Origin of the sequence: Lactobacillus sp. OTU4228 (assembly GCF_001006945.1) — a bacterium.
Classification (GTDB): Bacteria; Bacillota; Bacilli; order Lactobacillales; family Lactobacillaceae; genus Lactobacillus; species Lactobacillus amylovorus.
In genome coordinates this window covers 34,566-54,309 of record NZ_CDLD01000012.1, presented here as the reverse complement: position 1 = coordinate 54,309, position 19,744 = coordinate 34,566, and the positions used below count along the sequence as shown (strand labels likewise).

General features: G+C 39.6%; 17 protein-coding genes, 4 tRNA genes and 2 pseudogenes. 9 read left to right on the top strand and 14 right to left on the bottom strand.

The window, feature by feature from the left end; all coding sequences use genetic code 11:
* Nucleotides 1-54: 54 nt before the first annotated feature.
* Together BN1206_RS02560 and BN1206_RS02555 are read right to left on the bottom strand one after the other, a co-directional pair.
* Entirely contained in the window at nt 55-1,677 is a 1,623-nt protein-coding gene (locus tag BN1206_RS02560; protein WP_013437382.1) for an ABC-F family ATP-binding cassette domain-containing protein, read from the bottom strand.
* A 97-nt stretch (nt 1,678-1,774) separates the two neighbouring features.
* Nucleotides 1,775-2,857, bottom strand: coding sequence for a M42 family metallopeptidase (locus BN1206_RS02555; RefSeq protein ID WP_013437381.1), 1,083 nt, complete (start codon nt 2,855-2,857; stop codon nt 1,775-1,777).
* A gap of 92 nt (nt 2,858-2,949) precedes the next feature.
* Here BN1206_RS02555 and BN1206_RS02550 point away from each other — a divergent pair, with 92 nt between their 5' ends.
* Nucleotides 2,950-4,149: an MFS transporter gene (locus BN1206_RS02550; RefSeq protein WP_013437380.1), complete on the top strand. Its 1,200-nt coding sequence runs from the start codon at nt 2,950-2,952 to the stop codon at nt 4,147-4,149.
* 31 nt (nt 4,150-4,180) lie between these two features.
* Here the strand turns inward: BN1206_RS02550 and BN1206_RS02545 are convergent, their stop codons facing one another.
* Nucleotides 4,181-5,650, bottom strand: a complete 1,470-nt coding sequence (locus BN1206_RS02545; RefSeq protein ID WP_013437379.1) for an MFS transporter — start codon at nt 5,648-5,650, stop codon at nt 4,181-4,183.
* Between the two features lie 134 nt (nt 5,651-5,784).
* Here BN1206_RS02545 and BN1206_RS10300 point away from each other — a divergent pair, with 134 nt between their 5' ends.
* The 4 genes and pseudogenes from BN1206_RS10300 (at nt 5,785) to BN1206_RS02535 (ending at nt 8,183) form a co-directional block, all read left to right on the top strand.
* A complete protein-coding gene (locus tag BN1206_RS10300) occupies nt 5,785-5,964 on the top strand; it encodes an HAD hydrolase family protein (protein WP_369792927.1) in 180 nt (59 codons plus the stop codon).
* Nucleotides 5,948-6,115, top strand: a pseudogene (locus BN1206_RS09700) (HAD family hydrolase); the annotation flags it as partial. The gene BN1206_RS10300 and the pseudogene BN1206_RS09700, both read left to right, overlap by 17 nt.
* A gap of 198 nt (nt 6,116-6,313) precedes the next feature.
* Nucleotides 6,314-6,844 (top strand): bifunctional pyr operon transcriptional regulator/uracil phosphoribosyltransferase PyrR, encoded by a 531-nt coding sequence (gene pyrR, locus BN1206_RS02540; protein WP_013437376.1) that lies wholly within the window; start codon nt 6,314-6,316, stop codon nt 6,842-6,844.
* Nucleotides 6,845-6,854: 10 nt separating this feature from the next.
* Nucleotides 6,855-8,183: a solute carrier family 23 protein gene (locus BN1206_RS02535; RefSeq protein WP_013437375.1), complete on the top strand. Its 1,329-nt coding sequence runs from the start codon at nt 6,855-6,857 to the stop codon at nt 8,181-8,183.
* 66 nt (nt 8,184-8,249) lie between these two features.
* Here BN1206_RS02535 and BN1206_RS02530 read toward each other — a convergent pair whose 3' ends face one another.
* From BN1206_RS02530 to BN1206_RS02520, 3 genes are all read right to left on the bottom strand, one after another.
* Entirely contained in the window at nt 8,250-9,086 is an 837-nt protein-coding gene (locus tag BN1206_RS02530; protein ID WP_052542876.1) for an aldo/keto reductase, read from the bottom strand.
* A gap of 167 nt (nt 9,087-9,253) precedes the next feature.
* On the bottom strand, nt 9,254-10,894 hold the full coding sequence (locus BN1206_RS02525; RefSeq protein ID WP_052542875.1) for an SLAP domain-containing protein: 1,641 nt from the start codon (nt 10,892-10,894) through the stop codon (nt 9,254-9,256).
* The gene (locus tag BN1206_RS02520; protein WP_014565649.1) at nt 10,891-11,298 is read right to left on the bottom strand and encodes an HlyD family secretion protein; all 408 of its coding nucleotides are present in this window, start codon (nt 11,296-11,298) and stop codon (nt 10,891-10,893) included. The genes BN1206_RS02525 and BN1206_RS02520 overlap by 4 nt, the downstream gene beginning before the upstream one ends.
* 344 nt (nt 11,299-11,642) lie before the next feature.
* Here BN1206_RS02520 and BN1206_RS09375 point away from each other — a divergent pair, with 344 nt between their 5' ends.
* From BN1206_RS09375 to BN1206_RS02505, 3 genes are read left to right on the top strand one after another with little or no spacing between them, the layout of a single operon-like run.
* Nucleotides 11,643-12,554, top strand: coding sequence for a PTS sugar transporter subunit IIAB (locus BN1206_RS09375; RefSeq protein ID WP_014565648.1), 912 nt, complete (start codon nt 11,643-11,645; stop codon nt 12,552-12,554).
* 10 nt (nt 12,555-12,564) lie between these two features.
* Nucleotides 12,565-13,377 (top strand): PTS mannose/fructose/sorbose/N-acetylgalactosamine transporter subunit IIC, encoded by an 813-nt coding sequence (locus tag BN1206_RS02510; RefSeq protein WP_014565647.1) that lies wholly within the window; start codon nt 12,565-12,567, stop codon nt 13,375-13,377.
* A complete protein-coding gene (locus tag BN1206_RS02505; protein WP_014565646.1) occupies nt 13,352-14,167 on the top strand; it encodes a PTS system mannose/fructose/sorbose family transporter subunit IID in 816 nt (271 codons plus the stop codon). The genes BN1206_RS02510 and BN1206_RS02505 overlap by 26 nt, the downstream gene beginning before the upstream one ends.
* 18 nt (nt 14,168-14,185) lie before the next feature.
* Here BN1206_RS02505 and BN1206_RS02500 read toward each other — a convergent pair whose 3' ends face one another.
* From BN1206_RS02500 to BN1206_RS02490, 3 genes are all read right to left on the bottom strand, one after another.
* Nucleotides 14,186-14,674: a DUF3955 domain-containing protein gene (locus BN1206_RS02500; protein ID WP_014565645.1), complete on the bottom strand. Its 489-nt coding sequence runs from the start codon at nt 14,672-14,674 to the stop codon at nt 14,186-14,188.
* A gap of 89 nt (nt 14,675-14,763) precedes the next feature.
* Complete coding sequence (locus BN1206_RS02495; protein ID WP_081456847.1) at nt 14,764-15,240, bottom strand: GNAT family N-acetyltransferase; 477 nt, start codon at nt 15,238-15,240, stop codon at nt 14,764-14,766.
* Nucleotides 15,241-15,429: 189 nt separating this feature from the next.
* Nucleotides 15,430-17,202: an oleate hydratase gene (locus BN1206_RS02490; protein ID WP_013437370.1), complete on the bottom strand. Its 1,773-nt coding sequence runs from the start codon at nt 17,200-17,202 to the stop codon at nt 15,430-15,432.
* Between the two features lie 109 nt (nt 17,203-17,311).
* Between BN1206_RS02490 and BN1206_RS09995 the strand changes: the two are divergent.
* Nucleotides 17,312-17,748 (top strand): annotated as a pseudogene (locus BN1206_RS09995) (TetR/AcrR family transcriptional regulator); the annotation flags it as partial.
* Nucleotides 17,749-17,802: 54 nt separating this feature from the next.
* Here the strand turns inward: BN1206_RS09995 and BN1206_RS02480 are convergent.
* The 5 genes from BN1206_RS02480 to BN1206_RS02460 all read right to left on the bottom strand — a co-directional run bounded on the left by BN1206_RS02480 (nt 17,803) and on the right by BN1206_RS02460 (nt 19,667).
* The gene (locus tag BN1206_RS02480) at nt 17,803-19,269 is read right to left on the bottom strand and encodes an MFS transporter (RefSeq protein ID WP_013437369.1); all 1,467 of its coding nucleotides are present in this window, start codon (nt 19,267-19,269) and stop codon (nt 17,803-17,805) included.
* 71 nt (nt 19,270-19,340) lie between these two features.
* A tRNA-Val gene (locus BN1206_RS02475) sits at nt 19,341-19,413 on the bottom strand.
* A 4-nt stretch (nt 19,414-19,417) separates the two neighbouring features.
* Nucleotides 19,418-19,493: transfer RNA gene (locus tag BN1206_RS02470), tRNA-His, on the bottom strand.
* Nucleotides 19,494-19,500: 7 nt separating this feature from the next.
* Nucleotides 19,501-19,574, bottom strand: a tRNA-Asp gene (locus BN1206_RS02465).
* A gap of 6 nt (nt 19,575-19,580) precedes the next feature.
* Nucleotides 19,581-19,667: transfer RNA gene (locus tag BN1206_RS02460), tRNA-Ser, on the bottom strand.
* Between the last annotated feature and the right edge of the window lie 77 nt (nt 19,668-19,744).

Genomic DNA, 19,744 nt, shown 5'->3' with positions numbered 1-19,744 from the left:
ATTTTTGAGCAAAATAAAACTGATTTATCTAATTGATAAATCAGCTTTTACTTATTAATAGATTTTTTCAACTTGTTCTTGAATGCTGTCCTTGTCCAAGAATTCATCGTAAGTTGTGTCTTGGCGGCTAACGATACCCTTAGGACCAACTTCAATAATGTGGTTAGCAATAGTTTGAATGAATTCGTGGTCGTGAGAAGTGAACAAAATTGAACCAGGATATGCAACCAAAGCATCGTTCAATGCGGTGATTGATTCCAAATCAAGGTGGTTAGTTGGATCGTCCATGATTAAAACATTGGCTGGTTCAAGCATCATGCGTGACAATTGGCAACGTACCTTTTCCCCACCGGATAAAACTTTGATCTTCTTTTCAATTTCATCGCCACTGAAGAGCATTCTACCTAAGAAGCCACGCAAGAAAGTATTGTCATCTTGTTCTTTAGTGGCATATTGACGAAGCCAATCAAGAATAGTCAAATCATCGTTGTTGAAGTTAGCGTTCAAGTCACGCGCCATGTAATTAAAGGCAGTAGTTTGACCCCAAGTTACTGTACCTGAATCAGGCTTAATCTTACCGGCAACGATATCAAGTAATGCAGTAGTAGCCAAGGCGTTACGTGATAAAAAGGCCACCTTATCTCCAGGACGTACGATAAATGAAACGTTGTCCAAAATCTTTTCACCATCAACTGAATAAGAAACGTTTTCTACCTTAACTAAGTCATTACCCAAATCGCGGTGCATTTCAAATTTAACGAATGGATACTTACGTGAAGATGGCTTGATGTCATCTAAAGTGATCTTATCAAGTTGCTTCTTACGTGAAGTAGCTTGGCGAGACTTAGAAGCATTAGCTGAGAAACGAGCGATAAATTCTTGCAATTGCTTAATCTTTTCTTCTTTTTTAGCATTTTGGTTAGCTGCAAGTTCGTTAGCCAACTTGCTTGATTCGTACCAGAAGTCGTAGTTACCAACGTAAAGTTGAATCTTGCCACGGTCAACGTCACACATTTCAGTACATACTTGGTTTAAGAAGTGACGGTCGTGGGAAACTACGATCACGATATTAGGATAATCTGCTAAGAAGTTTTCCAACCATTCAACGGTGTGCACGTCAAGACCGTTAGTAGGTTCGTCGAGTAAAAGAATGTCAGGATTACCAAAGAGCGCTTGAGCAAGAAGCACCTTAACCTTTTCGGATTCTGGCAATTCCTTCATGAGTGTTTGATGCTCTTCTTCAGGGATGCCTAAAGATTGCAATAGTTTTGAAGCATCGGCTTCGGCGTTCCAGCCATCGAGTTCAGCAAATTTACTTTCAAGTTCAGCTGCCTTAACCCCATCTTCATCACTAAAATCAGTTTTAGCATAAAGGGCATCCTTGTCCTTCATTACTTGGTAAAGTTCTTTATGTCCTTGAATTACGGTGTCCATTACGGAAAAATCATCAAAGGCGAAGTGGTCCTGATTCAAGCTAGACATACGCTCATTAGGATCGATACTAATTGAACCTGTAGTTGGTTCAAGCTTGCCTTCTAATAATTTAAGAAAAGTTGACTTGCCGGCACCATTTGCACCAATTACGCCGTAGCAGTTGCCCGGAGTAAATTTTAAATTTACGTCTTCATAAAGTGTGCGGCCGCCAAATTTAAGACTTAAGTCGGATACTGTAATCAATCGTTATACCTCACTTTTAATATAAAATAATGTCTAAGTATAGCAAAAAAGCAAGCTCTAATAAATAGAAAACCTGCTTTTTTAATTTTTATTAAGATTAAAACTTTTTGAAACTGTCTAACTTTTCCTGGGTAATATCACGAATAACTGCAGTAGCTAAATCAACAGATGCCTTGAAGTCCTTGTAACTACTGAAGCAATATGGTGAGTGTTCATAACGAACTGGAATACCAATAACGATCGTTGGTGCACCATTTTCGTAGTAAATTGCGGCACCGTCTTGGCCACCACCAGTTCTAACTGAACGAGTGTATGGAATGTTGATCTTGTCAGCCAAGTCGCAAGCATATTGTTGGAACTTAGGGTTTGGCAAGAAAGTAGTATCCATATCGCGAAGCATTGGTCCACGCTTTAAACCGGTTTGTGAAAGCCAATCAGGAGTGAAGGTGTCATCTGCTGGACAGCTTTCAAGTACAATACATAGATCTGGCTTAACTTTTCTAGCAGTTACGTAAGCTCCGCGAAGACCTACTTCTTCTTGGCTAGACAAAGCGGCAACAACATCAAAGTTAGTTTCTTCACCCTTCAAGTTGTCCAAAACGTCAATCATCGCACCGGCACCAAAACGGTCGTCGAAGTCTTTACCAAAGAACAAACCAGATTTTTCGTGGTATTCGCATTTTACATCAACAAAGATTGGACAACCTGTGTCGATCTTGTAGTCTTTAATTGTTTCTTCACGGCTGCTTGAACCAACATCAATTGACATATCGGCAACGTCAGGCACGTTGTTTCTTTCAGCAGCAGTCATAAAGTGTGGTGGCTTAGTTGCGACAACACCAGGGATGTATTCGCCATCGCGGTTTCTAACCTTAACCTTCAAAGCAGGGATATTGTATTTTACCCAGCCGCCGAGTGGAACAAACTTGATTAAACCATTTGGACGAACGGCCTGGGTGATGAAACCAACCGCATCTGAGTGGGCATCAAGTTGAATTACAGGACGGTTGCCCTTGTTTTCCTTCTTTGATGCATAAACATTGAGCATCCCGTCAGTCTCAATATTGGCTGTCTTTTCTGCATAGCTAGTAAAAAGTTTAACGAATTCTTCTTCAAAACCAGATGTAGCGTTAGCATCTGAGAATTCTTTAAGCATTTCGATTTCTTGTGCTTTTTCCATAATTTTCTCCTTCTGTAAGTCCTTACATCAAATTTTATCATAGTTCTTTATCTTTATTTTTTGCTAAACTAAAATATAGGAGGGTTTGCATCGTGAAAGAAAAACCTATTTGGAAGAAAAATCTATTCGTCTTATCGATCGCGGTCTTCATTGCAGGGATCGCATTTTCAGAAATTATGCCTTTCTTATCGTTATACATTAACACGTTAGGCAACTTCTCTCACCAACAACTTAACTTCTGGTCCGGGATCGTTTATTCTGGTACGTTCATCGTTTCAGCGGTTGTTTCTCCTTGGTGGGGCAAATTAGCTGATAAAAAAGGACGTAAACCAATGATTTTGCGGGCTGGAATCGGGATGTCCGTCGTTATCGCCTGCATGGGGTTAGTCCAAAATGTTTGGCAATTGCTTTTGCTTAGAATGCTGCAAGGTGTATTTGCCGGCTTTATTTCTAACTCTAATGCCTTAGTTGCCACCGAAACGCCGAAGACAAATTCTGGACAAGCTCTAGGAACGATTGCTTCAGCGACCACTGCCGGTACCTTGCTGGGACCACTTGTTGGTGGTGCTTTAACATCAATTTTTTCATACCGCATTACCTTTATGATCACTGGTGGCTTGCTCTTATTATGCTCAATCTTAGTTCTATTCTTCGTTCATGAAGACGACTTTAAGCCAGTTACCGCGAAAAAATTGGACAAGGCCAGCGGCGTAATTAAGTCGCTTCGTTCGCCTCATCTGATCTTTGGTTTGCTATTAACAACTTTAATTATTCAAGCAGCTAATAACTCCATTAACCCAATCGTTTCACTATATATCCGCCAATTACTTAATGGCCATGGCAACGTTGTCTTCATCTCTGGTGTTATCGCCGCCCTTCCTGGGATTGCTACTTTCCTAGTGGCCTCCCGCTTCGGTGCACTCGGTGATAAAATCGGTACTCACAAAATCATCGTGGCTGGTTTTATTGCGGCATCAATTTTCTTCTTCCTGACCGCTTTTGTACGAAACACAGTTGAATTAGGAATTTTGCGCTTCTTAGTTGGTTTTTCTGACGCTTGTTTATTCCCACAAGTACAAACGATGTTAACCAAAAACTCACCTGCCGCCGTTACTGGCCGTATCTTTTCATGGAACCAGTCGGCTATGTACATCGGCAACATCGTAGGACCGCTACTTGGTTCATTCGTATCAGGGATGTTCAACTATAGCATGGTCTTCATCGTCACCACGGTGATCGTATTAATCAATCTACTTTTGTTCAGAATCAACGTCATTCGCAATTTACAGTAAAAATAAAAGCTTGAGAAAAATCTCAAGCTTTTTATTCTGCCACTTTTTTGGCTTCATGTCTGTTATAAATAAAGTTAACTACGTACGCACAAATCATTAAAAACAGTGCCACATACATAATTTCGATAATTCCTGAATGGAAAATTCTTCTCATGATTGGCAATAATGCAGTTGGCAAACTCTTAGCCGATTCCGCATCACTCAACTTGTTCATCATGGTCATCGTAATGCCGCGATGGCCGGCGATTCCTCGAGCCAAAGCCAAGTTCATGATGACCCCATAAATGGCAGCCATCACAGTTTGAGCAAGAATTCGAATCAAGAAACTCAGTGACGTAGCCGGTGCCATATCTTTTTCACTGGCGTCAATCTGCACCTTGATCTGCAAAATAACAAAGATCGAACCTACACCTAAACCAGATAAAGCTGCAATGATCATCAAGATTTGATATGGCGTGTTCATTGGCACCAAGATCAAGCCTAAAACGGTAATGACGATCAAAGTAAAATCGATAATGAGCAAACGATAATTGCTAAAGTGACGCAAGAAATATGGCGCGCTTTGTGAACCGGCGATATCCAAAATGGAGTTAGGGATCAAGGTCATCCCACCGATTAAAGCGGAGGTCCCTAAAATGGCCTGCGACCACATTGGCAAATAAGTGTTAACTGAAATATAAGCACCCCATGCTAGGGCAAACAGGATAAAGTCGCCCACCAACGCTTTATTCATAAAAACACTCAACGGTACAACAGGACTATCTGCCTTCTTTTCCACAAAGATAAAGGCAACAAGTAAGGCAATTCCGATAATGACGAAAGCTGCAACCATGATACCACTAGCTAACCCCAGCATCTGAATTCCAACTAAAAAGCAGGACAAGCCAGCGATCAAAGTGAAGGCACCCATTTTGTCAAAGTGTACTTTTTCCTTAGCCTTGTGCACATCGCGATAAAAGATAAAACTCAAAATAATGGAAATCAGTCCTAATGGGACATTGATGTAGAAGACCCAGTGCCAAGAAAGGGCATCAACGATCCAGCCACCAACAAGCGGTCCCGCAATACATGCCGCACTGAAGCTGGCCGCAATGTAGCTCAAAATGACTGTTCTTCTTTTAATATTTGGATAAATATACCCAACGATGACATAAGGCAGTGAACCCATCCCGCCGGCACCAACGCCCATCAAGATCCGGGCAATTAAGAAGAAGTAAATGTTTGGCGCTACCCCTTCAAGCAGCGACCCTACAATAAAGAGGACAAGTGAAAGTTCAAAAGCAAATTTATTGCCCATTCTTTCACCTAATTTGCTCCAAATTGGTACTGAAACGGACATCCCCAGCAAGAAGCAGGCAACGATCCAGCCCATATATTGAATTCCGTGCAAGTCAGAAACAATCGCCGGAATTGCAGTATTAATAATGGTAGCGTCCAGTCCTGACATAATATTTGCTAAAAGCAAGGACCAAGTTACCATTGAAATTTGCTTTTTATTCATTCAATCTCACCCTTTTACTTAAAAACTTTCAACTAAAAATAGTATGCAGGATATCTTCCATAATTGTCAAAATGGTAAGCGATTTCATGATGAAATAAAAATATCATTTCAAAGGGAGCAATTTTTATGATCAAATTAATCGCTGTCGACATGGACGGAACTTTTTAAATTCACAAAGCAAATACAACGAAGCTAGATTCAAGGAAATTCATTCTAAGCTCGATGAAAAAGGCATTCACTTCATCGTAGCTAGCGGCAACCAATATTATCAACTCAAGGATTTCTTCACCGATTACAATGTGTTCCTTCGGTGATGGCGGCAACGATTTGGAAATGCTGCGTGAAGTCGGCGATGGCGCTGCAATGAAGAACGCCGTTCCAGCAGTTCTTGAAGCGGTCAACCACGTAACTGACACTAACGACGACGAAGGAGTTTTGAATTACATCGAAAAGAACATTCTTTAGAATCTGCTTGACAATATCCGTTTTTGCTAGTTTAATATAAGAAAAGCATAGTGATGACCTTTAAAGTTAGTCCTGTGAGGCTAAGAAGGAAATCTGCGTGAGCTAGTCTTTTTTGTGCTAGCAGAAACAGAAAGACCGTCTTGGACTCAGTGTCCTTGGTGGTCTTTTTCTTTTGGTCATCCGAGAAAGGAAAAATATATGGCAAAAGAAATTGTTGATGCAATTAGTATGAAACGTGCCTTAATGCGAATGACCTACGAAATTATCGAACGCAACAAAGGTACGGAAAATTTAGTTTTAATCGGTATTAAAACTAGAGGCCTTTACTTAGCTCAAAGAATTGCTAAGAACCTTAAGAATCTTGAAGACGTTGATGTTCCCGTTGGAGCAATCGATGTTTCTCAATATCGTGATGACCTGCCAGAAAGCGAAAAGGAAAAGATGATTCATGGTCAACAACTCGACTTTGATGTCACTGACAAGAACGTTGTTGTAGTTGATGACGTTTTGTTCACCGGTAGAACAATTAGAGCTGCCCTTGACGCAATCATGGATCAAGGTCGCCCAGCTAAGATCAACTTGGCCGTTTTAATCGACCGTGGTCACCGTGAATTGCCAATTCGCCCTGACTTTATCGGTAAGAACATCCCTACCGCAATGGATGAGGAAGTTAAAGTATCAATGACCGAAGTCGATGATAAAGACGGCATTGATATCATGAACAAATAGGAGTATTTGAATGAGTGAAAAAGAAAAGTTTAGAAACCCGGACGCGATTTTAGACGTCTACGAAAAGCCTGAACTTGGTCAAGGTATCCTGCTCTCCTTGCAGCATATGTTTGCCATGTTCGGTTCTACCGTTTTGGTTCCAATCTTAATCGGAATCAACCCAAGTATCGCCCTGCTTTCATCAGGTGTCGGTACTTTAGTCCACATGATCTTGACCCACTTTAAGATCCCAGCATACTTAGGTTCAAGTTTTGCCTTCGTTGCGACTATGCAAGCATTGATGAAGACTGACGGCTATCCTGCAGTTGCTCAAGGTGCGATTGCTTCTGGTTTAGTTTACGTAATCGTGGCTTTGATCATTGCCAAGGTTGGTTCTGGTTGGGTTAACAAGGTTTTGCCACCAATCGTGGTTGGACCAATCATTATCGTTATTGGTTTGTCACTTGCTACTACTGCCGCAAACGACGCCATGATGAACCACCAAAAGTATGACTTAACTTACTTCGGTGTTGCCATCTTCACTTTGGTAATGACTTTGATCTTCCAAATGTGCTTCAAGGGCTTCACTAGTTTGGTTTCCATCATGCTTGGAATCATTTGTGGCTATGTTCTCTCTTGTTTCTTGGGCATCGTTGACTTCTCAGGCGTTGAAAAAGCTGCCTGGTTCTCAGTGCCAGCCCTTGACGTAATGGGCATCAGCTACCACTTCAAATGGTACCCAGCAGCCATCCTTGCGATGGCACCAATTGCCTTCGTTACGATGACTGAACACATGGGCCACATTATGGTGCTTAACTCATTGACTAAGCGTAACTTCTTCAAGAACCCTGGTCTTCACAGAACCATGATGGGTGACGGTATTTCCACAATTATTGCCGGTTTCATCGGTGGTCCTCCTACCACTTCTTACGGTGAAAATATCGGTGTGTTAGCCATGACTAAGGTTCACTCAGTTTGGGTCCTTGCTGGTGCCGCAGTTTGTGCCATCATCTTCAGTTTTGTTGGTAAGCTTGCTGCCTTGATTGAATCAATTCCAATGCCAGTTATCGGTGGTATTTCATTCTTGCTCTTTGGTACTATCGCTTCAAACGGTTTGAAAATTTTGGTTGATGACCAAATCGACTTTGGCGAAAAGCGTAACATGTTGATTGCTTCAGTTATCTTGGTTATCGGTATTGGTGGTGCTTACCTCCAATTGGGTAACTTCCAATTAACTTCAGTTGCTCTTTCCACTATTATCGGGATGCTTTTGAACTGGTTATTACCTAAGAAGGCTGCTAGTGAAAAGGCACTTGAAGAAAAGAATAAGCAAAAACAAGACGGTAAGATTTACCAATAAATGTAGAATTTAACTGACTATAAAAAACAGGAGTCCTAAATTTGGACTCCTGTTTTTTATAGTCTTTTATCTAAAACTCTCAACAATTTCTGGATCCATTTCATCCTCTAAAATACTGTGACCTTGATCCAAGGTCTTGATCTTCTTCATATCTTCAGCATCTAATTCAAAATCGAAAACATCGAAGTTTTCTGCCAATCTCTTCTTATGAACTGACTTTGGAATCACTACATAGTTTCTTTGCAAGAACCATCTCAGCATTACTTGAGCAGTACTTTTATGATGCTTTGCAGCAATTTCTTCTAGAACTGGATTGGTAAAGATATGGTTGGCTCCTTCCGCAAATGGTGCCCAGGCTTCAGGCTGCACGCCCTCTTTTTCCATGTACTTTTGTGACTTCCACTCTTGGTTCCAGACGTTAGTTTCAATCTGGTTCACGGCTGGTTTCACATCATTAAAAGTAATCAGATCGGCAAGGCGTTCATTCCAAAAGCTGCTGACGCCGATCGCACGAATGCGACCTTCTTTGTATAAGCGTTCAAGTGCGCGCCAGGTGCCGTAATAATCGTTGTATGGCTTGTGGATCAGATAAAGATCGATGTAATCGAGTTGCAGTTTCTTCATTGAATCATCGAAGGCCTTGAGCGTGTTGTCGTAGCCGTAATCATTGACCCAGATTTTTGAAGTAACGAAGATGTCTTCACGTGGGACGTTGCTACGCTTGATTGCATCCCCGACTGCCTGTTCATTACCGTAAATTTGTGCTGTATCAACCAGACGATAGCCGATTTCTAGACCATCTTCGACAACTTGTTGCGTTTGTGCGAGATCATCGATTTGATAGACGCCGAAGCCAAGGCGTGGCATTTTTACTCCATTGTTTAATGTGACGAAATTTTCCATGTTGTTTTCCTCTGAAAGATAATTTTTAACTTATTTTAGCATCTATTTCCTGGGAAAAGAAAAAAGACGATCATTTTCACAGAATAATTGCAAAAAGAGGAGAGATATAAAAAATCTCTCCTCTTTTTGCATACCAATCTAAACTTTATTAATAAATACTATTTATTTTATTTAAAAATCAACTTATTTTCTTTAATCCACTGATCTTTATTAGCGATTCGGTAATAAACTTTACCTTTAATAACCTTTTTACGATCAAATCTATAATTATGACCAGCAATTACATACTTATTTATACGCTTACCATTAGAGTTTGAAACATGAACTTTACGATTCTTACGACCTGCAATAGTAGCATGCATGTTAATTTGGATTGTGAATTTTTCAACGTTTCCAACTTTTACAAATCTATTTTTACCAATACGATAAAATCTTCCGCCCTTAATTCTATATACTTTAGCATTATCTAACACTTTAATTAAACTACGCTTTTTAAGGGAAATTTTCTTTCCATTCTTCTTAGCAACTTTATGGTTTGAAGTGTAAACATATGCTTTACGTATAACCCTTACTGCCTTACTTTCTTTATCTGCATTAGAAGTTTTAGTAGTCGGAGTTAAAATGGATCCCTGGTGCTCATTAGTTGCGTTATTATCTGTAACAAATTGTGAATCTGAATTATTATTGGCTACATTTACATTAGTGTTATTTGAATTTGAGCTGTTTTCATCACCAATTGTTTGAGAATAATTATTTTCATTTTGCTTATTTGCTTGTGCCTCTGCTAATTGAGCATTAGTTAATTCGGCTTGAGCATTATCCAAAGCACTTTTAGCTTCTTTCAAAGCTGATTGTGCTCTAGCAATGGTATCATTGTATTCTTTTTGAACTGATACCAAATTACTTTGAACATTTTCATTAATTTTATCTAATTCTTGAAGTTTTTCTTGTGCATCTTTAGCATTCTGAGCAGCAGTTTCGGCTTCTTGGTTAGCAATGATTAAAGCATTAGTAGCGTTAGTGAAATCATCAACCTTCTTTTGTAAAGCTGTGGCAGTTTGTTTAAGTTGATCTAATTCTGTTTGTAAATTATTAAGCTTATCAGACTTTTGTTTAACTGCAAAATCCAAAGTTTGTTGTTGCGTTTTAGCAGTAGCGAGAACTTGCTGTGCAAGTTGCTGTGCAATAGTATCTTTTCTTAAATTATCAGTTGCTTGTTTTTGAGCTTTAACAGCATTTGCTAATTCTTGAGTAGCTTGTTTCTGTTTATTTAATGCTGCTTCAACATTCTTTTCACTTATTTGAGCTTTTTCAAAAATATCCTTAGCAGCATTATATTGAGAAGTTATACCATCAAATTCATTTTTAGCTTTATCAGCTGCGGTTTGCTTTGCGCTCTGGGTTGCAGTAGCGGTGTTGACTGCTTCATTTGCTTCACTTAACGCCTTATCTGCCGCGTCCTTATTCTTTTGAGCTTCATTTAATTTATCTGTAGCAGATTCATACTGATCACTAGCTGATTTATAGTCCGGATTCTTTTTTGCTTCCTCATTGGCTTGATCTACAGCAGTATCAGCGGCATTTTTCGCATCAGTTTTTGTTTGTAGCTCGGAATTAGCCTGATTTAACTTTTGAGTATCATCGGAGACTGCTTTAGATTTATTATCAAAATCTTGTTGATCTTTATTTACTTCTTCCTGTTTTTTCTTTGCATCACTTTGAGTTTTATTTAAATCGGATTGAGCTGAATCTACTTCTTTTTGTTTAGCATTCCGAGCAGAATTGGCTTTATCCAGGCCACCATTCACAGCCTCTTGAGCATTTTCTCAGCTTGTTCCTTTACCTTTTGAGCTTGATCGAGATTATTTTGAGCTGTTTCATTTTCAGCTTTGGCTTGTTCATTTAATTTAACTTGAGAATCATAATTTGCCTTAGCTTGTTCAGCATTAGTCTCAGCTTGATTTAGCTTACTATTTTCACTTTGTTGAATTTGATTCCAAGCATCATTTGCTTTTTTATATTGATCTTGTGCTACTTGATAATTTTTTTGAATAGTAGCTATGTCTGCATTGCTACTTTCTTTAACGACAGAGCTATTCTCGACATTAGAACTCGCAGCTTGAACTTTATTATTAGTTTGTGTCCCTACTAAAGCTACTGCAGATAAAGCTAGTGCTATGGCACTAGTTACTTCTACCTTCTTTATTCCCATATATTACAACCTTTAACTTTCTTTTACTCGTTCTTCTAAAATTACGTCTTTATTTTATTTCTTTAGTATATTAATTTCAATAAACTTTGGTTTAAGAAAAGCTAAGAACATCTTTTAATTGAAATCCATTAACAAGTAGTTATTAATATAGGCGTTTAATAATCTCAGTGTATAAATCTCATTTCTATCAACTTTCCCATTCTACCACCAATGTAATCACTTACATAATAAATAGACTAGACCAATAATAATTAATTCAATACAAATGTGTGATACTGCCTTTTTGTTAATTAGACCAATTAGTGTATAATATCTATTTGTTATGTACAAAAGGAGAAGAAAGAATGGCAAATTTTTTACTTGTCAGTCATGGCGAATACGCTAAGGCAACCAAAGCCAGCGTAGAAATGATTGCCGGCGAACACAAAAACGTCAAGGCAATCGCGTTCAAACAAACCATGAATCAAGATGACTTACTTGAAGAGATTACTAAAGCAGCCAGCGAGTTCGATGAAGCACCAACTATCCTCGTCGATATTGCAGGTGGTACGCCAGCCAACACGGCGCAACGCTACCAACAAAAGCATCCCGACGTTGCGGTTTACAGCGGTTTATCAATGCCGCTACTGCTCGCTGTCGTTATGGGCACGCCAATCGATGAAGCAATTAAGCAAGCAATCGACAACATGGCACCTGTTGGTTTAACCAAGAAAAAGGAAGAACCAAAGAAGACAATTAAGAAGGAAGAAACGCCTAACAAGAACGTGACCCTAACTCCTCACACGATGCAAAACGTGCGTATCGACGAACGGTTAATTCACGGTCAAGTTGCAACTATGTGGACCAACGCCTTGAAATTAACTCGCATCATGGTTGTCGGTGATGACATCGTTAAAAATGACGTGCTCAAGACCGGCCTTAAGACTGCCTGTCCACACGGCGTTCACCTCAGTATTCTTACTGCTCACGGTGCAGCTCGCAGAATTAACTCTGGCAAATACGTTGGTCAAACCGTTTTATTACTGGTTAAGAACCCCGGCGTATTGCGTCAACTTGTCGACTTTGATGTAAAACTACCTGAAATCAACGTCGGCAACATGTCAACTAAGCCTCACTCACGCCAAGTCGCTAAGAGTGTCGCAGTGCTTGATAAAGATGTAGAAGACTTTGAATATTTGGATCAAAAGGGATGCCACATCTACCATCAAATGGTACCTAGTGAACCTAAAGAAGATTTTATGGAAATGATTAAGTAAGGAGTTAAAAATGACAATAGCTTGGTGGCAAATTTTACTATTAACTTGCCTAGCTTTTTGGGTAATTATCGATCAATTAACTGTATCGATTTTGAACAATCCTTTAGCCATTGGTATGGTTTCAGGAATTATTATGGGTGACATCACTACAGGTCTTGCCGTAGGATCCACCCTGCAATTGATGGTCCTTGGGGTATCAACCTATGGTGGTGCTTCAATGCCTGACTTTATGACTGGTGCGATCGTTGGTACCGTTTATGCCGTTTTATCTGGTAAAGGTATTCAATTTGCGATCGGTTTAGCCGTTCCAGTTGGTTTATTAATGGTGCAACTCGATGTGCTTGCTCGATTCATCAACACCATCTTCCAACACAGAATGGACAAATTTATTAAGGAAAACAATCCAGATGCAGCCGCAAGAAACGCCCTTTGGGGAACTTTCTCATGGGGACTTTCACGTGCGATCCCTGTCTTCATTCTTTTAATTGTTGGTAACGATGTTGTCAGAATGATCTTACACATCATCCCTACTTGGTTAACTAACGGTCTTAAAGTTTCCGGTGGTATCTTACCTGTTGTTGGTATCGCTATCTTGCTTAGATACTTACCAACTAAGCGTTTCATTTCATATTTAGCAATTGGTTTTATCGCAGCTTCCTACATGAAGATTCCGATGCTTGGTGTTGCCTTACTAGGTGCAGCTCTTGCCTACATTCACTACCAACGCGAAGTTGCTAAATTAGAAGAAAAACCTGCTACTACAAACACAAATAATACAGAAAGTGAGGAATATGAAAATGACGAAGGCGAATACGAAAACTAATTCAGGTAAGTTAACCAAGAGAGATTTATTCAGAGCTAACTGGCGTTGGCTTTGGGGCAGTCAATTATCTTGGAACTACGAAAGAATGATGGCACCTGGTTACTTCTACGCTGTCTTGCCTTTTCTTAAGCGCTGGTACAAAGACGACGAATTAGTCGAAATGATGCAGATGCAAACTCAATTTTTCAACGTTAACGCTTATGTTGGTAACTTCATCATTGGTGTTGACTTAGCCCTTGAAGAAAGTCAAGGTATAAAGTCTAAAGATACTGTTGCTGGTATTAAGACTGGTTTAATGGGACCACTTGCCGGTATTGGTGACACGATCTTTAGTGCGATTATTCCAACTATCTGTGGTTCAATTGGTGCTTACATGGGACTTAGAGGCAATCCACTTGGTTCTATCCTTTGGATCCTTGTTGATCTTATCATCTTGTTCCTTCGTTTTTCATTCTTGCCAATGGGTTACTACCAAGGTACTAAGTTGATCGATTCAGCTTCTGGTAAGTTGAATGCTATCACTGACTCAGCTATTTTGCTTGGTGTAACGGTGGTTGGTGCGTTGATCCCTACCGTTATTAAGGCGAAAGTACCATACGTTTTCCATACCGGTAAAATCACGCTGAAGATGCAAACAATTTTAAACCAAATCATGCCATCCTTGGTACCAGTACTACTCGTAACACTTGTTTACTGGCTACTTGGTAAGAAAGGCGTTACATCAACTAAGATGATCTGGTTCGTCTTGATCCTCGGTATCATCTTATCATACTTCCACATTTTGGGTTAAAGACAAAAAAGAAGCTCCTTACGGAGCTCTTTTTTTATGCTTATGTTTATTTCTCAAGTAAACTATTCCCCCGGCAATAAGAACAATAATTCCCGCAAAGAGAAATAAATAGCCGACCAGAATCAAATAGAAGTTTTCGTGTAAAAAGCCTTGCTTATCAACGTATTCTACCGAATTAGCCTTGATAAAGAAACAAACAAATCCAACAATCATCAAGAATCCACCAATCAAGGTCGTAATCATATTGTACTTAGCTTTGCGGTTTTCATCAGTATCTTTAATCAATTTTTGTGTCATCTTGTTCATATTATCGTCTCCTAAAATTAACTGATCTAGTGAGATGTGAAAGACACGATTGATCTCGATCAACATTTCTAAGTCGAGCAAATTGCGGTTATTTTTCCAGTTGGACACCGCCTGTCTTGTAACGTGCAATTTTTTTGCATACTGCACCTGCGACAGATTATTTTCCTTTCTTAGCTGCTTAATTTGATCACTAAATTCCATCTCTTTCACCTCATAAATTAATTTTGGCAGAACTATATAAACCTAACAAGAAAGCACTGCTTGCATAAACGACAGCAGTGCTTTCCTTTTTATTTCTCGACCCTAGCTTGATAAAAGCCAAAGCTCATTTGACGTAAAATTTTAATGAAACTATTTTTATCTAATCTTTCACCAGTCGTCAAAGCTTCAAATTCTCCATCTGGATCCTTCAACTTCTGGTCTGTTCTATGGAAACCATTTCTCTCGTAGAACTTCAGCCGACTAACACGTTGCTTGTAATTTTTTACCTTCTTAGTTACCGGTTCAATATCGATCACGATTTGCTTATCTGGGAAGTTATCTTCCAGCATAGTCAAAATCTTGGAACCATATCCTTGTCCGCGCAACTTTTCACTGACTGCTAAATAAGTCAGGTAGACGGTGTTGTCATTTTCAGCATAATAGGTAATGCCGCAGAACTTGCCATCATCATAAATTGCGTGAAACTTTACATTACGGTGAAGTGACATTGCTAATAGTGAAAACATTGAGAATCTTTCCCATTCAGGGAATGCCTTCATGTACAACTGCTTAGCGTCACGATATGCTTTTGTACCCCATCGGGCGGGCTTAGAATCTAAAATAGTATCCTTCTTTTCTATTAAACTAAAAAATATAATATTTTTACACACATATTTTATCAAAAAAATACGATAACAAGCAAAAAGAACAGATCATTCGACCTGTTCTTTTTATCTATGTTATATAATTTTCATTTAAATCAACTTGTACTTCTTAAGCAATTCTTCTACGTAGGTGCCTTTAACCTTCTTGAGCATCCCCTTAATTGCCAACTTCTCAGGCATTGGCAAATCAAGATCTTTGAGCTTCTTTTGATCGTTCAAGTAGTACATCGCATTCATCAACATTCTGACATCAAAGGCAGAAGCAAATACTTCAGGTACGCCACGATCAATATCAAGCAATGTATAGACAGCTTCCATCGCAGTTCTAACTGAATATTCAGTAGTAAAGACGGTGTCTCTTGGTGTTTCTGCAAAGTTACCGATGAAGGCTAAGTTCTTTGAATGATCTGGAACTACCTTCGGTCTGTCGCCTAATGCTCTTGGCATAAAATATGAAGTAATATATGGCATGTGTGCTGGAATAGTAGTTGCAGCTGCAGCCATTTCAGGAATTCTTTCTTCAGGAACACCCATGTGGTAAAGCCATTCTTCACACAATTCAATGCCATTACAGTCAGGCATGGTCTTTTCTACATAATTACCCTTAGTGTCTGAGAACAAACCATAAAGCCAAACAATCAATTCATTTGGCTTTTGTGCCTTAAAGTGTGGTTGACGACTAATTGAGTAACCTAATAACCAGTTAGAATCCTTAATCGTAGTTGGACCACTAGTAACAATTGAGCCACTATGTGGATCCTTCTTATTAACTGCTTCAATAAATGGCACGATATCATTATTCTTAAAGGTAATCGTAGCTGACATTCTCCAGTTAGCCTTTGGAATATCCTTGCAGAAGACCTCTGGATGACCAAAGTCTTCATCTTGAGCAGCTAAATTCTTCCATAATTGCCAGCTCGCACCTAATTCATGCTCTTCTGGAGCTGGGTGGAGGTTGTCACCATAAGTGGTGCTTTCAGTAATTGAACCGTTAGTAACAAAGACAAGGTCGTTTTCAGTTAAATCAATATTCTTCTTTTCGCCATTTTCGGTTAAAATAATTTGTTTAGCAACTTTTTCACCATTTGAACGGTTAACAAACACATTATCTACAACCGTATCATAGTGGAATTGTACGCCATGATCTTTCAAGTATTTAACCATTGGCAGAATTAATGATTCATATTGGTTATACTTGGTAAAGCGTAGTGATGACAAGTTCTTAAGAGTAGCAACGTGTTGAACGAAACGCATCAAGTAACGACGCATTTCCATTGCACTTGCCCATGGCTCAAAGGCAAACATAGTTGACCAGTAAAGCCAGAAGTTAGATTGGAAGAATTCCTTGTCAAAGACCTCATTAATCTTCTTGTTTTGCAAATCTTTTTCTGGAGTTAAGCAAAGATCAACGATTTCTTTGACAGCCTTTGGAGTAAGGAGCAATTGGCCATCTGTTGGGAGAGCTTCGCCGCGGTTAACGATGACACGAGTCTTAGCGTAACTTGGATCTCTTCTGTTCAAGCGGTAAAATTCATCAAGGACAGATTCGTCTTTGTTTTCTGGTGATGGAATTGATCTAAATAGGTCCCACAAACATTCAAAGTGTGGCTCCATTTCACGACCACCACGGATGATGTAACTTTCTTTTTGTTTATTATAAATACCGTCCATTGAGCCACCAGGCAGACCTAATTCTTCAAAGATATGAATTCTCTCACCCTTCATGTGACCGTCACGGATTAAAAATACAGCACTAGCAAGTGCGGCCAAACCTGAACCGACGATATATGCTGATTTTTGATCAACGTCTTTTGGCTTACTTGCGTTTACGAAAGCTTCATAATTACCATTGCTATAATGCATAGATCAACACCTCTTTCAAATAATCCTTACACTTGTAACCATTTACAATTATAATAATAGTGTAAGCGTTTTCACTTGTCAATATTTACTTATAGAGGGATGAATTTCTATGAATATGAAAAGCGTACGTACTCAGCAGCAGATTGAACAATCTCTTTTTTCATTGCTACAAAAAAAGCCTTACGCAGAGATCTCCATTGCTGAGATTACACGTAAGGCAGATGTTTCGCGGACTTCTTTTTACCGCAATTATGAAAATAAAGATTCAGTATTAGTACAATTTTTGGCTAATCAGTATCAAAAATTTATCGATGACATTAACGAGCATAAATTAAAGTCGCTGACTGAGCAGTTGACCGTTTACTTAATTTTTTCAAAGAGAATCCAAGTACTATGAAAACCTTGCTTGATGCGGGATTCGAAGGCAGTTTGCTTAACTTGCAAACGCGCTATTTAAGGAAGCTCTTCACCGTTTATCACCCGGATTTAAACTTGCCAGATTATGCTATCGCTTATCAGTCTGGCAGTATTTACATGCTGCTGGTCTGTCCCTTTTATACTAAAAAAGCTAATCCCAATCGGAATTAGCTTTTTCATTTACTATTGCAGTTTCTTCTGTTTTTTGCCAAAGTTGAAGTAAAAGTTCAAAACAAGTGCAATGACCAGCAAAATCACTGATACCAACATAATCTCCTTAATACCTGAATGTAAAATGTTTCTCATCGTTGGTACTAAATTTTGTGGCAACAATTTCGCACTCTTAGCATCACTCAACTTGTTCATCATCGTAATCGTAATGCCTGGATGACTGCTTACACCACTAGCCAAATTCAAGTTCATGATTACGCCATACACAGCGGCCATCACAGTCTGCGCCAAAATTCTAATCAAATATGAAGTTGAGGTAGCCGTGGCCATGTTCTTAAGTCCAGCGTCGATTTGCACCTTCAATTGCAAGGCAACGAAGATAAAACCAACTCCGATACCTGAAAAAGCACCGATAGCAGCCAAAAGTTGGATCGGCGTGTGCAAGTCCGCAAAGAACATGCCTGCCGAAGAAATAAGCATTGCAAAAATACCGATGAAGACCAGCTTAAAGGTGGTCAAGTGATCTTGAATTGCAGCCACGCTTTGTGAAGCAATGATTTCCACAATTGAGTTTGGAATCAAGGTCATCCCACCAAGAAGTGCTGATAAACCGAGAAGCGCCTGTGCCCACATTGGCAAATAAGTGTTAACGGCGATAAATGCGCCCCAAGTGAAGGCAAATAAAAGAAAGTCACCATCTAGATCTTTATTCTTGAACAAAGACACCGGAATAATTGGATTTTGCGCATGATTTTCACGGATAAAAAACAATACGATAAAGACCAAGCTGACGATGATCAAACTAATGACAATCCAGCTAGCGGTCAAACCGACTAATTGCACGCCCATCAAGAATGGAAGCAATCCGATTACCAATAAACTTGCGCCTGGAATATCGAAGACTGGCGTTTGCTTTGGCGTAACTGGCTTGTAGTAGATCAAGCAGATTAAAAATGCAATCAAGCCAATTGGGATATTGATGTAGAAGACCCAGTGCCATGAAAAAGCATCGATCAGCCAACCACCAATAAGTGGCCCTAAAATAGCGGCACCGTTCCAACTAGCGGTTAAATAGCCCAGGACCTTAGTTCTAGTCTTAATGTTTTTAAAAACGTAACCAGCGATGATATAAGGTAGTGACCCCATACCACCGGCACCAACACCCATGATAAATCTAGAACATAGGAAGAAGATGATATTTGGCGCCATACCTTGCAAGACAGAACCGATAACAAACAGTGCCAGTGAGATTTCAAAGGCACGTTTATTGGTGATCTTTTCCCCTACCTTGGTCCAGATGGGAATGGAAATGGACATCCCCAGCAAAAAGATAGCGACAATCCAACCCATGAATTGGATTCCGTGCAGGGATGCAACAATCGCTGGAATCGCCGTGTTAATAATCGTACCATCTAGTCCAGACATCACATTGCCCAGCATCAACGCGATGGTAACCATCGTAACTTGCTTCTTATTCATTCAAACCCCTCTCAACTTCAAAATAAAAACGCTAGATAAATCATCATCTAACGTTTTTGGGTAAAAAAATATGGAGGATACAGGGCTCGAACCTGTGACCTCCTGCTTGTAAGGCAGATGCTCTCCCAGCTGAGCTAATCCTCCATTATGGGGCGGAATGTGGGATTCGAACCCACGCATGCTGGATCCACAAACCAGTGTGTTAACCCCTTCACCAATTCCGCCATATTACGGTCCATGTGGGATTTGAACCCACGATCTCCTCCGTGACAGGGAGGCGAGATAAACCACTGCTCCAATGGACCAATCAAAGGAGGATGTGGGATTTGAACCCACGCGCGGCAGAACCGCCTAACGGTTTTCAAAACCGTCCCCTTAAGCCACTTGGGTAATCCTCCATAGCCGAACAGATATTATTATACTAGACTGAGGAAAAAGCGCAAGTGTTTTTTGTAAAAAAATACAGATATTGCAA

Bases quoted from the DNA above. Each gene is read 5' to 3' on its own strand.
- BN1206_RS02555 (WP_013437381.1), bottom strand. From the start codon at position 2,857: ATGGAAAAAGCACAAGAAATCGAAATGCTTAAAGAATTCTCAGATGCT.
- BN1206_RS02545 (WP_013437379.1), bottom strand. From the start codon at position 5,650: ATGAATAAAAAGCAAATTTCAATGGTAACTTGGTCCTTGCTTTTAGCA.
- pyrR (WP_013437376.1), top strand. From the start codon at position 6,314: ATGGCAAAAGAAATTGTTGATGCAATTAGTATGAAACGTGCCTTAATG.
- BN1206_RS02535 (WP_013437375.1), top strand. From the start codon at position 6,855: ATGAGTGAAAAAGAAAAGTTTAGAAACCCGGACGCGATTTTAGACGTC.
- BN1206_RS02530 (WP_052542876.1), bottom strand. From the start codon at position 9,086: ATGGAAAATTTCGTCACATTAAACAATGGAGTAAAAATGCCACGCCTT.
- BN1206_RS02520 (WP_014565649.1), bottom strand. From the start codon at position 11,298: ATGGGAATAAAGAAGGTAGAAGTAACTAGTGCCATAGCACTAGCTTTA.
- BN1206_RS09375 (WP_014565648.1), top strand. From the start codon at position 11,643: ATGGCAAATTTTTTACTTGTCAGTCATGGCGAATACGCTAAGGCAACC.
- BN1206_RS02510 (WP_014565647.1), top strand. From the start codon at position 12,565: ATGACAATAGCTTGGTGGCAAATTTTACTATTAACTTGCCTAGCTTTT.
- BN1206_RS02505 (WP_014565646.1), top strand. From the start codon at position 13,352: ATGACGAAGGCGAATACGAAAACTAATTCAGGTAAGTTAACCAAGAGA.
- BN1206_RS02500 (WP_014565645.1), bottom strand. From the start codon at position 14,674: ATGGAATTTAGTGATCAAATTAAGCAGCTAAGAAAGGAAAATAATCTG.
- BN1206_RS02490 (WP_013437370.1), bottom strand. From the start codon at position 17,202: ATGCATTATAGCAATGGTAATTATGAAGCTTTCGTAAACGCAAGTAAG.
- BN1206_RS02480 (WP_013437369.1), bottom strand. From the start codon at position 19,269: ATGAATAAGAAGCAAGTTACGATGGTTACCATCGCGTTGATGCTGGGC.